The 15,815-nt window shown below is 38.7% G+C and carries 13 protein-coding genes; 5 read left to right on the top strand and 8 right to left on the bottom strand.

The annotated features are described in order from the left end of the window. The first annotated feature begins 18 nt into the window (after window positions 1-18). The gene (locus EGI26_RS13305) at window positions 19-801 is read left to right on the top strand and encodes an N-acetylmuramoyl-L-alanine amidase (RefSeq protein WP_255078987.1); all 783 of its coding nucleotides are present in this window, start codon (window positions 19-21) and stop codon (window positions 799-801) included. A gap of 51 nt (window positions 802-852) precedes the next feature. Further along, on the top strand, window positions 853-1,794 hold the full coding sequence (locus tag EGI26_RS13300) for an MlaD family protein (protein ID WP_255078986.1): 942 nt from the start codon (window positions 853-855) through the stop codon (window positions 1,792-1,794). Here the strand turns inward: EGI26_RS13300 and EGI26_RS13295 are convergent, their stop codons facing one another. After that, window positions 1,795-2,637, bottom strand: coding sequence for a TraB/GumN family protein (locus EGI26_RS13295; RefSeq protein WP_255078985.1), 843 nt, complete (start codon window positions 2,635-2,637; stop codon window positions 1,795-1,797). A 139-nt stretch (window positions 2,638-2,776) separates the two neighbouring features. On the opposite strand from EGI26_RS13295, the gene EGI26_RS13290 reads away from it, so the two are divergent. The 3 genes from EGI26_RS13290 to EGI26_RS13280 all read left to right on the top strand — a co-directional run bounded on the left by EGI26_RS13290 (window position 2,777) and on the right by EGI26_RS13280 (window position 6,354). Beyond that, window positions 2,777-4,933, top strand: a complete 2,157-nt coding sequence (locus tag EGI26_RS13290) for a DPP IV N-terminal domain-containing protein (RefSeq protein ID WP_255078984.1) — start codon at window positions 2,777-2,779, stop codon at window positions 4,931-4,933. A 207-nt stretch (window positions 4,934-5,140) separates the two neighbouring features. After that, a complete protein-coding gene (locus EGI26_RS13285) occupies window positions 5,141-5,392 on the top strand; it encodes a hypothetical protein (RefSeq protein ID WP_255078983.1) in 252 nt (83 codons plus the stop codon). After that, a complete protein-coding gene (locus tag EGI26_RS13280) occupies window positions 5,389-6,354 on the top strand; it encodes a PQQ-like beta-propeller repeat protein (protein WP_255078982.1) in 966 nt (321 codons plus the stop codon). Before EGI26_RS13285 ends, EGI26_RS13280 begins: the two co-directional genes overlap by 4 nt. A 31-nt stretch (window positions 6,355-6,385) precedes the next feature. Here the strand turns inward: EGI26_RS13280 and EGI26_RS13275 are convergent, their stop codons facing one another. From EGI26_RS13275 to EGI26_RS13245, 7 genes are all read right to left on the bottom strand, one after another. Next, window positions 6,386-6,577, bottom strand: a complete 192-nt coding sequence (locus tag EGI26_RS13275; RefSeq protein ID WP_255078980.1) for a hypothetical protein — start codon at window positions 6,575-6,577, stop codon at window positions 6,386-6,388. 97 nt (window positions 6,578-6,674) lie between these two features. Continuing rightward, window positions 6,675-8,567: an acetate--CoA ligase gene (acs, locus tag EGI26_RS13270; RefSeq protein ID WP_255078978.1), complete on the bottom strand. Its 1,893-nt coding sequence runs from the start codon at window positions 8,565-8,567 to the stop codon at window positions 6,675-6,677. 14 nt (window positions 8,568-8,581) lie between these two features. Next, on the bottom strand, window positions 8,582-10,489 hold the full coding sequence (locus EGI26_RS13265) for a propionyl-CoA synthetase (protein WP_255078977.1): 1,908 nt from the start codon (window positions 10,487-10,489) through the stop codon (window positions 8,582-8,584). A 12-nt stretch (window positions 10,490-10,501) separates the two neighbouring features. Then, window positions 10,502-10,888 (bottom strand): response regulator transcription factor, encoded by a 387-nt coding sequence (locus tag EGI26_RS13260; RefSeq protein ID WP_255078976.1) that lies wholly within the window; start codon window positions 10,886-10,888, stop codon window positions 10,502-10,504. A gap of 12 nt (window positions 10,889-10,900) precedes the next feature. Further along, a complete protein-coding gene (locus EGI26_RS13255) occupies window positions 10,901-13,585 on the bottom strand; it encodes a sensor histidine kinase (protein ID WP_255078975.1) in 2,685 nt (894 codons plus the stop codon). A gap of 384 nt (window positions 13,586-13,969) precedes the next feature. Continuing rightward, on the bottom strand, window positions 13,970-14,191 hold the full coding sequence (locus EGI26_RS13250; protein WP_255078973.1) for a DUF6814 family protein: 222 nt from the start codon (window positions 14,189-14,191) through the stop codon (window positions 13,970-13,972). A gap of 30 nt (window positions 14,192-14,221) precedes the next feature. Then, a complete protein-coding gene (locus EGI26_RS13245; RefSeq protein ID WP_255078972.1) occupies window positions 14,222-15,808 on the bottom strand; it encodes an MFS transporter in 1,587 nt (528 codons plus the stop codon). Window positions 15,809-15,815: the final 7 nt, after the last annotated feature.

Genomic DNA, 15,815 nt, shown 5'->3' with positions numbered 1-15,815 from the left:
TTAATGTTTTCCTGAAAAATGAAGTTAATAAATCTTAAAATTGCTCTCGTGTGGGTGTTCACGGCGGCTATATTCTTGGGCTTTACCTCAAATATAAATTACAATGCGAGAGGATTAAAAACTGTTGTGCTGGATGCAGGGCATGGTGGAAAAGACCCTGGCACAGGCAACGGAAAAGAGAAAAAATATGCCTTGGATATTACCTTAAAATTAGGTGAAAAAATAGAGGAAAATTTCTCAAACGTAAAGGTCATTTATACCAGAGATAAAGACGTATTTGTGCCCTTGCACGAAAGAGCTGCCATCGCCAATAAAAGCAAAGCCGACCTGTTTATATCTATACATTGCAATGCCAATCCACACTCTAAAAGTCTCAGAGGAACAGAGACTTATGTAATGGGCCTACACAAAACTCAGGAGAACCTAGACTTGGCTAAAAACGAAAATAATGTAATTCTTTACGAAGAAAACTACAAAAAATCTTACAAAGGTTATAACCCTGCGTCACCATTGGCACATATTATGCTTGCAAACTATCAGAATGCATTTATGAACCAAAGTTTGGAATTTGCAGCCAAAGTTGAAAAAAACATGGGCAAAGTGGGCCATAAGAGTAGAGGTGTAAAACAGGCAGGATTTATTGTTATTTGGGAAACTACTATGCCCAGTGTTTTGGTAGAAACAGGATATCTAACAAACAGCGAAGATTCGAACTTACTGGCCAGCACGAGCGGCAGAGAAAAAGTAGCCTTAGCGATTTTTAGGGCGTTTGAGGAGTATAAAAATCAAATTGAAAAATAATAATTTGTAAATTGCGTGCCAAATAGGTTCTGGAAAGAAAATAAAAGAGAAATGAATTTTAAAAGAGAAGCTAAAGTTGGATTGTTGGGTCTTATTGGAATCGTAATATTATACTTTGGGTTTAGCTACCTTAAAGGATCTGATCTTTTTTCTACAACACAATCTTACAAAGTATATTACAAAGACGTTTTGGGATTGGAAGTCTCCAATCCAATCACCTATAGCGGCGTGGTAGTGGGTAGAGTGTTGGGCATGAAACCCGATTATGAGAAAGACAGAGTAGAAGTAACTTTAGCAATAAAAAAAGAAGTAAAACTTACTAGCAATACCATTGTGATGCTGGCAGACGACGGATTGATTGGTGGTAAATTATTGAAACTAAAAATTCAGCCAGGCGATAAAGCAAAAGGCGGTCAAGAGTTTAAAGGTGAAATAGAATCTGGATTGATGCAAATGATGCAAAGCAAACTTGATCCAACGCTAAAAAATGTTGACTCGCTGACGGTTACACTTACCAAAGTAGTTGGAGAATTTGCCCAAACGGGACAGGCTTTAAAAGTCCTTTTGGCCAGTGCAACTACTTCTACGGCCGGAGTAAACGGCATAATAGCCAACAATTCTAAAAACCTTTCGGCCATTACGGGCAATGCGGCGGTTCTCACTCAAAACCTTAATACGCTCACCAAGAGCCTTGATGCTCAGTTGAAACCCATTTTAGAGAAAACTGGAACTTTCACGGATTCACTTAGTCAAGTTAAATTGGGCTCAACTGTCAATAGCTTAAATGCCACAATAAAAGACCTACAAGGTGTAGTAAATGGTATTAACGAAGGAAAAGGAACACTTGGGAAATTAGCAGGAAACGATTCTCTTTATGTAAATCTCGATAAAACTGCCGCTTCATTGAATATGCTTTTGTCGGATATGAAGAGCAATCCCCGTAGATATGTTCACTTCTCATTATTTGGCGGAAAAGACAAAACTAAAAAATAATCACTCGATTGTTTTTATTGTAAAACCTTCATTTTTAAGTAATTGAAGAACCCCTTTATCGCCTCCGAGATGGCCCGCTCCTACTGCTATAAAAGTTGATTTATCCGAAATCAACTTCTTTATTTCTGGAATCCAAGCCAAATTACGTTTGTGCAGCATTTCGTTTTCAAAATCTGCCATCATGCCTTTTTCTGCATCTATAGATTTCAATAAAATATCAAGATCTCGTTTTTTGTAAGCTTCCGTCATTTCTTTAAATTCCTGGATAGATTTCTGTTTATCAGCAAGTGTTTCCAATAAATAATCAGCCTGCACCTGATAGCTCAATTTGTCCATCAAATCCATCTGGAAGTCGAGTGTTTCTAGGCCTACCACCTTTTTGCCTTTACCTATTTTCATAATTTCGTTCTCGAGCATGAGCGTTTTACAGGGCAATAATTTGGTCAGAACTAAAGAATATATCAAAAACGGCTTGGTCTTTTGAAACATCATTGGTGGTAGATTGAGAGAGTCTTTTAGGTAAGACCTTAAGGAATCATATCTGGCTTCTTGCATCAAATCGCTCAAACTGGTGTCGCCTTTCATTTTCATTTTGCCCATCATCTTAAAAGCCATCGTTGGATCATCCAGATCCATTTCCATGGCCAAGATTTCAGAAGATTTTATCTTGGAAATCATCTCTTCGCTCATTTCAAAATCTCCTTCACAAAGCAAATGCATAGTGCCAAATAGATAAGAGGGCTTCTGCAAATCGTTGCCCGAGATTTCGAACAAAAGACCTTTTTCTTGTGCAAAAACTGTGTTACTTAGAAAAAACAAAAGCATGCTAATAACTCTAATCATAAAAATATAGAAATTGTAAAAAACTCATTTTAGAAACCAAAGACCCAAATTGGGCTAATAAAATTCAAAATCAAAGCGTAAGCATTTGAAAAAGATAAGATTTGCCCTTATTTTTACCTAAACTTTAATCATCAAACGCATGAAAAAAATATTTGTTTTCTTTTTGTTCATAAGCACACCACTTCTCGCCCAGCAAAAAAACATAGAAAGCAGTCTGCTTCTTACCAATAAAAACCCCGATAACTTTTTGCAATCCTTACCGACTATAAATAAGTGGTTAGACAACGACAGAGTGCTGATATACATGAAGCCGTCGCCAGCAGAAAGTATGAAAAATGTGGTGTTGAATCTGAAAAGTGGGCAAATAGAAGACGCCAGCAACATTGATGTTAGCAAGGCCGTGAATCCTTCGAAAAAAGTGACTTTAAAAAATGGCGATTTGTATTTAAGTACCGCTCAAGGCGAGACAAAAATCACGAATGACCAGGACGCTATAGAGAAAAACCCCATGTTTTCGCCTGATAGCAATTACATAGCTTACACCAAAAATAACAATCTTTTTACCTACAATATAAAAACAAAAAGAGAAACGCAACTGACCATTGATGGCTCAAAAACAACCTTGAATGGTTTTTCGACTTGGCTGTATTGGGAAGAAATATTCGGCAGACCAACGCTTTTCAGAGCCTATTGGTGGAGTCCAGATAGCAAAAACATTGCTTACATGAGATTCGATGAGTCGAAGACGCCGATGTTCCCGATTTACAGCAGCGAAGGTCAGCATGGATTCCTGGAAGAAACCCGTTACCCGAAAGCTGGGGACCCGAACCCGACTGCTAAATTAGCGTTTGTAGATCCAGACGGCAACAAAACCACTTGGGCAGATTTTGAAGAAAATCAAGATCAATATTTCGGTTGGCCAGAATGGATGCCAGATGGCTCCGCTTTGATGGTTCAGTGGAGCAACAGAGGCAACGACAACCTCAAACTGTTCAACGTTTCGCCTAAAACTGGCAAAAAAATAGAGCTTTATGACGAAAAACAAAGCTCTTGGATAAATATTGACGAAGCCGCCGAAAGACTGACCGTGTTGGACGGAGGAAAAGAAATGATTATTATCAGTGACAAAACGGGTTGGAAACAATTGTATTTGCACGGCATCGATGGCAAATTAAAGAATCCAATTACCTCTGGCAAATTTACGGTGACCGAAGTAAAAGGCATAGACCAGAAAAACCGTGTATTGTATTTTCATGCTAGAGGATTAGAAAACTCGGCCAGATTTGATCTTTACCGTGTGGGCCTCGACGGCAAAAACATGAAACGACTGACTTTCGGAAATTTTAACCACCGAAGAGTAGAAGCATCACCAGATTTGAGCTATTTCGTAACCACTTACTCCAACCTCAGCACACCTAACGCCATGGCAATTATAGACAACACCGGCAAAATAGTGAAAGACCTTGGCTCGGCAAAAGGCTCAGAATATGACAATTACGCCATTAATAAGCCGGAATTGGTAAGAGTAAAAAGCGACGACGGCAAGTTTGATTTACCAATGACCATCGTATACCCAGAAAACTATGTGGCTGGTAAAAAATACCCAGTTTTAGTAAGCATTTATGGCGGCCCAGATGCCGGTACGGTGTATGATTCGTGGAACTGGAGTGCAAGATCACAGTGGTTGTCGAGAGAGGGTATTATTCAGGTAGCACTGGACCATAGAGCCAGTGGACATTTTGGCAAAGAAGGCGTGGCTTACATGCACCGCAACCTCGGCAAATGGGAGCTAGATGATTACAAAACCATGGTAAAAGACCTCATAAAAAAAGGGATAGCCGACCCAACCAAAATAGCCATAACAGGCTTTAGCTATGGTGGCTATATGACTTGTTTGGCACTTACCAAGGGCTCAGATGTATTTACTCACGGCATGGCAGGCGGAAGCGTTACCAGTTGGAAACTCTACGACTCGGCCTACACCGAACGTTTTATGGATACCCCACAAGAAAACGCCGAAGGTTACGAAAATGGCGGAATACTGAAATATGTGGACAATTACAAAGGCAAACTGCTGATTGTACACGGCACAATGGACGACAACGTACACCTCCAAAACAGTATACAACTCATAGATGCCCTGCAAGAAAAGAAAAAGGACTTTGAGATGATGTTTTACCCAGGAGGCAGACATGGATGGGGCGGCAACAAAGGCCTACATTTCGATAACCTAAAAACCCAATTTATCTACAAAAACCTTCTTGAGAAGGAATTGCCGGTGGGGTTGTTGAGGTGATATTGTATAGAAATAATATTTAAGCACCAGTTTTAAATGACTGGTGCTTTTTTAAAGTTCAAGCAGAGTCTCCGATAGGGACTCTGCTTTTTCCTAAGATCACAAATAGGCATTGGTGCTTGATTCAGAGTCCCGTAAAGGGAGACTCTGAATGGACAAAGTAATTTTAGTAGCCAAAGCATTAATTTTATCCAACGGGTTAATGATTTGAAACATTACAAAGTATTTCGTCGAGCCGATGTAACACTAACCAAACAAGCCGTTATCAATGATTGGGTTAGTATGGGGGTAACAAATGATGGTGTAGTACAAGATTTATTCAAAAAATATGATCAAGAAATATCGAATTCAGGAATAGATTGGAATGACTTAACTACTACAAAAAAACAAAAAGTAGAACTATTTATAAATTCTAATTCTGATTGGTTTGATTTAATCTTTAACTCTAATTTTCAATGAAATATTTAGATGAAATAAAGGATATTAAAGCATTAACAATTTTCAAAAACGAAGTTTTGACCTTCGGTGAGAATGGTGATATTAAAACAAAAGGATTGGATTTATTACCACTTGTAAATAATAGTCAATGTCTTTATTGGAAAAACGATTTTGAGAATATTACATATCTTAATGATTCATTAAATGAAATAGAATTTGAGGGATTTTCAGGAGGATATATTTTCAAAAACGGCTTTTTAGTAATTGAGCGAACTTCTAAAAAATACTATTGTTTGGAATCAGGGAAAATGGGCCAATTTGGAATTTACTTGCCTTTTTCTAAGCCACTATTTGGAAATTATTTTATTAAAATGCAAATAAATACGGAGATAGGTATTTATGACTATCCAAATTATCTTTGGCAAGTTGACATATCAAAATACGGCAAAAGGCGTTTGAATCATCATGGCGAAGAAATTGACACCGACACACCTAATACGGTCAGTGGAGAAATAATGGGCTACGATGATACCGTGGTTGTACCATTAGCTGGTGGGCAGTTATTAGGTTTAAATATTCAAGATGGTAGTTTCAAATGGATTTTGGAGTTTGAAAAAAAGCAATCATCTGTTATACAAAATGAATCTAAAGTAATTACTTTTAGTAGAGATATTTTATGGGAAATAGATTTAAAAAGTGGGCAAATTATTTTTGAATACGACATTTCGGAGATATTTAAACTCAAATTTAATCAATGGCCAAATAATGTTCAATTTTCAAATGGTAAGTTAATTATTGATTTTTTATCAAAGGATGATAGTTTAGTGCTAATTGATTTAAATGATCTTAGAAATAATGAATATTCTATTTTTAATGTGTCAAATGCATTTTTAAAAGCAAGAAAAGGGGACGTGATTTTCTTTCAAAATCAACTTTATGCCCGAGACTCATTAAGTAATACCTTGTATATTTTTGGAGAATAGATTAGAAATATCGATTACAAATGTTTTTTTACTAATCATAATTCCATTGACCCTGTTCTACAATGGTTCTATCATCGTCGTGGTAGCATTCGAGTTTTACTCGGCAAACAAATACTTGTTTTTCCAAAACTATCAGAGAAATATCTTTTATAGCTAAAATGGTTTGACCACCAATTTGCCTATGCAATAAAACAAAAACCCCATATAACCTACTTGCATTCAATACTTTAGGAATTATAGTTAAATTCCGCCAAAAAATAAAAAAAATCGAAGCCCAAAAGGACTCCGATTTTTATAAAAACTTTAACATTGTTTTTAGCTTAATACCCAGCTCCTTTTACGATTTCCTCGACAACCGTTGGGTCGAGTAAAGTTGAAATATCTCCAAGGTTTTTTACGTCGCCTTCGGCTATTTTTCTGAGAATACGCCTCATGATTTTGCCTGAACGGGTTTTTGGTAGTCCTGACACAAACAATATTTTGTCTGGCTTGGCTATGGGTCCGATTACACGTGTAACGGTCATCAGGATATCTCTTTTGGTCATTTCTGGGTCTGTTGGCATTTCCTCACAGATAATATAGGCATAAATTCCTTGTCCTTTGATATCGTGAGGATACCCCACCACTGCAGATTCTACCACTCCTGTGTGCATATTAAGAGCATTTTCTACCTCAGCCGTACCTATTCTGTGGCCCGAAACGTTTATCACGTCGTCTACCCTGCCAGTAATTTTGTAATACCCATCTTCATCTCTTTGACAGCCGTCACCCGTAAAATACAAGCCCGGATACGTAGAGAAATAAGTCGTTTTGCAACGTTCATGGTCGCCCCAAGTGGTGCGTATAATAGATGGCCAAGGGAATTTGATTACCAAGTTACCGTTTACGCCATTCCCTTCAATCTCCACACCATGCTCATCTACCAACATCGGCTGAATACCTGGTAGCGGCAATGTCGCAAAGGAAGGTTTGGTTTTGGTGATTCCTGCCAGAGGCGAAATCATAATACCGCCTGTTTCTGTCTGCCACCAAGTGTCCACAATTGGGCATTTGCCTTTACCAATATTGTCGTTGTACCAATGCCATGCCTCTTCGTTGATAGGCTCTCCTACCGAACCCAGCACTTTCAGTGAACTCAAGTCTTTGTCTTTGAAATACTCCTCGCCAAAGCCCATCAAAGATCGGATGGCCGTAGGTGCAGTATAGAAAATATTCACTTTGTGTTTGTCGATAATATCCCAGAAACGGCCAGCGTCAGGGTAAGTCGGTACACCTTCAAACATCAAAGACTGTGCTCCTGAAGCCAATGGGCCATAAATGATATAAGAGTGACCGGTAATCCAACCTACGTCTGCTGTGCAGAAAAACACGTCACCCGGATCGTATTGGAATACATTCTGGAAAGTGTAGGTGCTGTAAATCATGTATCCTCCACAAGTATGCACCACACCTTTTGGCTTGCCTGTAGAACCCGAAGTATAGAGAATGAACAATGGATCTTCTGAGTCCATTTCTTCGGCTGGGCAGTCGGCACTTACAAGTTTCACCTCGTGTTCCCACCAAGCGTCACGGCCTTTAATCATCGAAACTGGCGTACGGGTATGTGTAGCGACAATTACCTTTTTCACTGACGGACAGCCAATTAAGGCATCGTCAACCGTATCTTTCATTGGTACGTGTTTGGCTCCACGAACTGCTCCATCGGTGGTGATGACCATTTTACACTGGCTGTCGTTGATACGGTCAGCGATAGATTGGGCCGAAAATCCACCAAAAACTACCGAGTGAATGGCTCCGATTCTGGCACAAGCCAAAACCGCAATGGTCAACTCAGGTATCATCGGCATATAGATACAAACAATATCCCCTTTGACTACACCATTCTTTTTCAAAACATTGGCGAAGCTACAAACTCTATCAAATAAGACTTTGTAAGTCAGTGTAATAGACTCCTCGGCAGGATCGTTTGGTTCCCAAATAATGGCTGGATGATTGGGCTTATTGTGGGCATGGCGATCGAGACAGTTCTCGGTAATGTTCATCTTGCCACCTTTAAACCACTTGACATCGTAATTATTAAAATCCCACTCTAAAACTTTTTTCCATGGCTTCTTCCACACAAATTCTTGGGCTACTTCACCCCAAAAACTCTCGGGATCTTCTACGCTTTCTTTGTAAGCTTTCTCGTAATCCTCAAAACTTCTAATTCTCATTGATGTATTTTTATTTAAAATTGTTTTTTCGAAACTAAACCTATGTTGTTATATTGTAAAATCACTTTTATTTCTTCCAAAATGGCTGGATCGTCTATCGTTGACGGCACCGTAAATACCTTATCATCCGCTATCATACGCATGGTTTTTCTTAAGATTTTGCCTGAACGAGTTTTAGGTAATCTCTTGACAATCACCACGGTTCTGAAAGCCGCAACGGCTCCTACTTGTGCCCTCACTAAAGCAACCAAATCCTTTTGAACTTCTTCACCTGAGATGGTTGAAGTATCTTTCAAAACCACCAACCCCAAAGGTTTTTGACCTGTAAGTTCGTCCTCGATACCTATCACGGCACATTCGGCCACAGCAGAATGGCTGCTCACTATCTCTTCCATTTCCCCAGTGGAAAGTCTGTGACCTGCTACGTTGATGACATCGTCAATCCTTCCCATGATGAAAACATAGCCGTCTGGGTCAATATATCCACCGTCGCCAGTTAAGTAATATCCTGGAAACTTCTCCATATACGATTCCTGAAAACGCTCGTCGTCGTTCCAAAGTGTAGGTAAACAACCTGGAGGAAGCGGCTCTTTTATACACACAAAACCCTCCTGATTGGGCCCTAGCACTTCTCCAGTTTCATCAAGAATCTGCACTTCGTAACCACAAACGGGTTTCGTAGCTGAGCCCTCTTTTACTGGAAACTGTTCTACACCCATCATGTTGGCTACTATCGCCCAACCAGTTTCGGTCTGCCACCAATGGTCGATGATGGGTTTTTGGGTAATTTCTTGAAGCCATTTTAGCGTAGATGGATCACACCTTTCACCAGCCACAAAAATAGTTCTCAGACTCGACAAATCGTATTTTTTCAAGTATTCTGACTCAGGATCTTCTTTTCTGATGGCTCTGAAAGCCGTTGGAGCAGTGAAAAATATATTGACTTTATACTCTTCAATCATTCTCCAAAACGTACCCGGGTCGGGAGTTCTGACTGGCTTTCCCTCAAAAAAAACGGTTGTACAACCAGCTATCAGCGGGGCATAAACAATGTATGAATGCCCCACAACCCAACCCACATCAGAAGCAGCCCAAAATACATCACCTTTTTTGGCATTGTAGACATAATCCATAGAAAATTGCATGGCTACTGCATGTCCACCATTGTCTCTTACTATGCCTTTGGGCTTACCTGTAGTTCCTGAAGTGTATAAAATGTACAATGGATCAGTTGCTTTCACTTTAACACAATCTGCTGGTTCAGCTGCTTTGACAACTTCATCAAAGTCAAAATCAAATCCTTCTTGAAGCGAACAAATGTGCATTTCTCTCTGCAAAATAAGACAAGCACTCGGCTGATATTCAGCTTCTTGTATGGCTTTTTCTAATAGTGGTTTATAAGGAATTATTTTGTCAAATTCAATACCGCAACTGGCTGAAATAATAACTTTTGGCTTGGCATCATCTATTCTGATGGCCAGTTCGTGCGGAGCAAATCCACCAAAAACCACTGAGTGAACGGCACCCAAACGGGCACAAGCCAACATAGAAAAGGCCGCATCAGGCACCATGGGCATATAAATGATGACCGTATCGCCTTTTTCTACACCTTTATCACGTAAAGCTCCCGCAATTTTAGAAACTCTAAGTTTGACTTCGTCGTATGTATATTTTCGCTTGATATTGGTTACTGGTGAGTCATAAATCATGGCTACATCGCCACCCTTACCATCTTTAACATGTTTATCAACAGCCAAATAACACGTATTCAGTTCTCCATCGGGAAACCATTTATAGTAGCCGTGCTTGTCCAATGTTAGAACCGTTTTCGGGGCTTTGTACCATGTGATTCTCGCAGCTTTTCTGCCCCAAAACTTGCCTCTTTGTAGTATACTTTGTTGATAAAAATGATTGTACTCCATTTTTTATATTTTTTACAACATGTCTGTTGCAATCAGATTTACTTTTTTTATTAATTCTCGGGTCGAAAATGGCTTGGGAATATATAAATCTGCACCCAATTCATAGCCATGTTCTATTTCAGTTTCTTTGTTTTTGGCACTTAAGAAAACCACTTTGGGTGCTTTAACTTTGAAATTTGTTTTGACATAAGAACAAACTTTGTAACCGTCCACATTGGGCATCATAATGTCCAAAATCATAATGGCTGGTTGCTCCAAATCAAACATATTTATGGCTTCCTGACCGTCTCTTGCAATCAGAACTTTGTAGCCTTCTTTTTTGAAAAGAAACTCCAAAGACATCAAGATGCTGGGTTCGTCGTCTGCAATCAATACTTTCAATTCATTTCTTCGTATCATAACCTATGTTTTTTAATTTGGGAAACTTACCATTACTTTGGTGCCTTTGTCTGGCATACTCTCCAAGAACACGTTTCCTTTGTGAATTTCAACTATTTTTTTTGTTATAGAAAGGCCTAAACCACTGCCTTTCTCTTTTATAGAACCCTGATTGTCGGCTTGATAAAATTTTTCAAATATCCTTCCTTGCATTTCCTGTGGAATACCCACTCCATTGTCTTCCACCGTAAAAATGACTTTCTTTTTGCTGGTATCTACACTCAATAAAACCCAACCGTTTTCAGTTCTTGAGAACTTTATGGCGTTGGAAACTAAATTTATAAGCAACTGAATCAGTTTGTCTTCATCCGCTTTGAAACCCGTTATTTCTTTGTGAATAAAGCTTTTGAGTTTTACATTTCGCTCCTTGGCCAACTCCTCCATCCTCAAAAAAACATTGTCTATTAGGTTCGGAATGTCTATATTTTTCTTAATCAATTTGTGTTTTCCGGACTCGTATTTTTCTAAATCCAAAACCTGATTTACCAAACGACTCAGCCTATCTGTTTCGTCGATGATGGTGTTTAGAAAAATCTTTTTTTGGTCAAATTCTAAATCTTCGTTGTCGTAAATTATCTCTGAAAGTGCTTTTATAGAAGTTAGGGGTGTTCTTATTTCATGTGTTACTGTGGTCAGAAATTCATTTTTGATGATATCCGATTTTTGTAATTTCTCATTGGTACTTTTAAGTTCTTTTGAGAGTTTCTCAAGCTGTTGTGTCTTATTTTTAAGTTCATGGTTGTCCTCCACAATTTTTTGTGAGCGTTTTAACACCTCCAAAATCTCATCGATGCTTACCACTTCTTCTTTGGTAATGGAAGCCACCAACATGCGTGCGGTGGACGTTCCGATAATGCTGCTGATGGTATTTTCCACATAACTCACCAACTTAGGATCGGCAGTGACGTCTTTCAAATCTATATTGTTTTTTCGAGCGAAATCCTCCAGTTCTTCTTTGGCCTGCATACTGCCTATAAAACTCACCAAAAGCTCAATCAAATGCTCATTTCTGGCCTTACCTTTCCACAAAACCGATTGACCTTCTTTGGTGGAATATTTAAAAACATCGACAAAAAGCAGTGCTTGTTTGGCCTCTGATGGCGTAACTTCAGTACACATAGAAACCACAAAATACATCAAAGAATTGACCGATAAACTCCAAAAAGTGGTGTTCGAAATATCATCGAATCCTTGGATTTTGAAATGGGCAAAAAACTCAAAGAAACCTGCCACAATTGTATTGACATATTGACCGGTCGAATCGGTTAGCAAGGATGGTAATATGAGCGAAAACAACCAAATAGCGAAACCCGATATTAGTCCTACCAATGCTCCAGTTTTTGTTGCTCCTTTCCAGAAAATTCCCCCCAAGATAATAGGCCCAAACTGTCCAATAGCCACAAAGGCAATCAAACCAATGGATACCAATGAGAAATAACTGGCTACGGTTTTGTAATAAAAAAAGCCAAGAAGAACTGTCAAAATAATAGCTCCCCTACGAATCCAAACCGCAAAATTGATGATACGGAAAGTGTATTTTTCTTTAAATCTTTTGTTTTCCAAGAGACTTGGCAACACCAAACTGTTGGTCAGCATGGTACTAATGGCAATAGTTTCTACGATAATCATGCCTGTTGCAGCAGAAAAACCACCGATATAGGCAATGAGTGCAATGATATTGGCCGACACACTCAGAGGCAGCTCAATCACGTAATTGTCAGCTAAAATACTGGGATTACCTGCAAAAACTGAACTACCTGTTAGTGCAATTGGTATTACAAAAATATCGATCAAAAACATATAAAGCGGCAGTAACCAAATGGCCTGCTTGAGGTTGTTCTCGTTTTGATTTTCGACCACTGCCACCTGAAATTGTCTTGGCAAAAACATAAATGAAAAAGCCGAAACCAGAATATGCATGAACCAGTTGCCATAACCCGGTTGTTTCTCAAAATCGAAAGCTTTTTGGATTTCTTTTTGATAATAATGTTTCTCAAAAACATCTGCAAAGCCATCATTCATCCAAAAGGTCACAAAAATACCTACTGCCAAAAATGCTAAAAGCTTGAAAATACTCTCAGCAGCTATGGCGAATATCATACCTTCGTGGGTTTCGTTGGCTTGGACTTTCCTAGTACCAAAGAGTATGGTAAAAACCACCAAAAGCATAGAAATATAGAATGCCGGCTCTTGATAGAAATAATGACCTGCAGTTACACCAGAGAGGGTCTCGAAACTTTTAGAAATGGCCTTGATTTGTAATCCAATGTATGGAACACCCGCCAAGAGCGAAATAATAGTAACCCAAACTCCTAAAGAACGATATTTGCCATATCTGGCAGAAATGAAGTCAGCTACACTTGTAATGCTGTGTACGTGAGATATTCTGATGATTTTTCTGAGAATACTCCAACCTAGCAACATGACCAAGGTAGGACCTATATAAACCGAAAGAAATTCGAGCCCCGTTTGCTTAACTCTACCAACACTTCCATAAAATGTCCACGCCGTGCAATAGACCGAAAGTGATAGTGCATAGACATAGGGATTGTCAATTAGGCTCTTTTTTTTACTTTTGAAACGTTCGGCCACAAAAGCCAAGTAAAATAAGAAACCTAAGTAGAGAATAGAAACTACAGAGATTAAAAATCCATTCATTTTTTTCGGTTCACGAAAAACGCCGCTAACATTATTATTACAAACCAAATAATAAAAACTATTACTATTTTCAAAGGAAAACCGACAATATATTGGTCATTTTGAATAATCGAAATGATCGGAAAATTCAATAAAACTAATAACAGTATAAAAAGTAAAAATAGCTTTTGTTCCTTCGTCTTGTTTCCCATTTGGTATTATATTTTCATGGTTTTTTTAAGAATATATGCCAATGGATTTCACTCTCAATTGGCATATATTGCTATATTTAACCCTAACACGTTCTGAAATTTTCAATTTTAATTTCAAAATCAAACTTTCAAAAAGAATTATATTTTTTAAGAGAAAAAGGATGCCTAAAACACCCCATTCTCTTTTTTATTCTTAGTCTTTTTTATTGTATTCACCTTGCAAACAATAGATGCCAAAATAACCCAAAGCTCCGGCTATCATCGGGCAAAGTACAACCGTATAAATCACGGCTGGTATCACGTTTTCTCCGCCTTTGTTCCAGAGTGTTACTGCCTGATTTACAATCAGATAATACACTGCAAATGCTCCCAAAGCTATCCAAACTATACCTAAAATTTTCTTTAAAATATCCATGTTTTTAATGTTTTTTGATTCAAAAAAATATTAATCGTTTACTTTATTATCGTTTCCATCGAGATATATGGTTCCTATCACAAAACACACCCCGGCGATGATTATCGGATACCAAAGGCCTTCCAAATAGGGCTTATCAACCGGCATGATTTCTAGGCCTGCCTCTTTGGCTTTGTCGTTGATAGACCTGGCGTTAGTTACCAAGAAAGTAGCAATGGCTGGTAATAATCCTCCGAATATACCATTTCCGATATGATAAGGCAATGACATCGACGTATATCTGATTTTTACAGGGAACATTTCTACCAAAAATGCCGCCACAGGACCATAAACCATGGTTACAAAAAGCATCTGCACAAAGACCATCAATACCAAAAACCATTTATCAGAATCGTTGATAGTTACGGTCTTCTTAACATCTACCAATGCTTTTCCGTCTTTCATATCTACCGCACCGTTGTTTAAAGTCACAGTTTTCACTTCCTTATAGGCCGTTCCGTCTTCAAAAGCCTTGGTTACGGTGTAAACTGAGTCCATGCCGCCATTTTTGTTTTTAGCATTTTCTTTTATTTCAGCTACCGATGTGGCTTTATCCACAATTTCAGTTTTCAGTTTGATGTCTACTCTATCATACATGTTAGAATAGATGGTCCGATACGATAAAATAGCCACCAGCATACCAGCCATCATGATCCATTTGCGACCGATTTTGTCAGATAACCAACCAAACAACACAAAGAAAGGCGTACCAAGACAAAGACCCCAGATCAAAACGCTATCTACTTGCTCCTTAGGCACATTCATTACTTTTTCAATGAACGACATGGCATAAAACTGACCGGTATACCAAACCACACCTTGGCCCATTGTTACGCCTAAAAGTGCCAAAAGAACAAACTTGAAATTCAACTTATTTCCAAAAGATTCTTTCAAAGGATTGGTAGATGTTTTACCTTCTGATTTTACTTTGACAAACAGTGGAGACTCGTGCATATTTCTACGAATCAAATAAGAAACTCCAACCATCAACACTGAGGCAAGGAAAGGAATTCTCCAGCCATAATCATCAAATGCTTCTTTAGAAAGTGATGCTTTGGTGATAGCGATAACAATCAAAGATATTATCAAACCCGCCGTTGCAGTTATCTGAATCCATGAGGTCATGTAGCCTCTTTCGTTGTCTGGCGAGTGCTCCGCCACATAAGTAGCAGCACCACCATATTCACCGCCAAGTGCAAGACCTTGTAATAATCTAAGCAACAAAACCAACAATGGAGCGGCCATGCCAATGGTTTCGTAAGACGGAATCAGACCGATAAGGAATGTGGCTCCACCCATTAAAAGCAGTGTAACCATAAAAGTGTATTTTCTACCGATGAGGTCACCCAAACGGCCAAAAAACAAGGCTCCGAACGGTCTAACTATAAATCCTGCTGCGAATGTTGCTAATGTTGAAAGAAAAGAAAGGGTTTCGTTTCCTGGCCCTGAAGGGAAAAATTTTGTGGAAATAATAGTGGCGAGACTTCCAAAAATGTAGAAATCGTACCATTCTATCATTGTTCCTACAGATGATGCCCCGATAATTGAGAACATCGAACTTTTCTTAGTAGATGACATAATGTTA

Origin of the sequence: Lacihabitans sp. CCS-44 (assembly GCF_024343735.1) — a bacterium.
Taxonomy (GTDB): domain Bacteria; phylum Bacteroidota; class Bacteroidia; order Cytophagales; family Spirosomataceae; genus Leadbetterella.
This window is presented reverse-complemented; position numbering and strand designations above follow the sequence as displayed.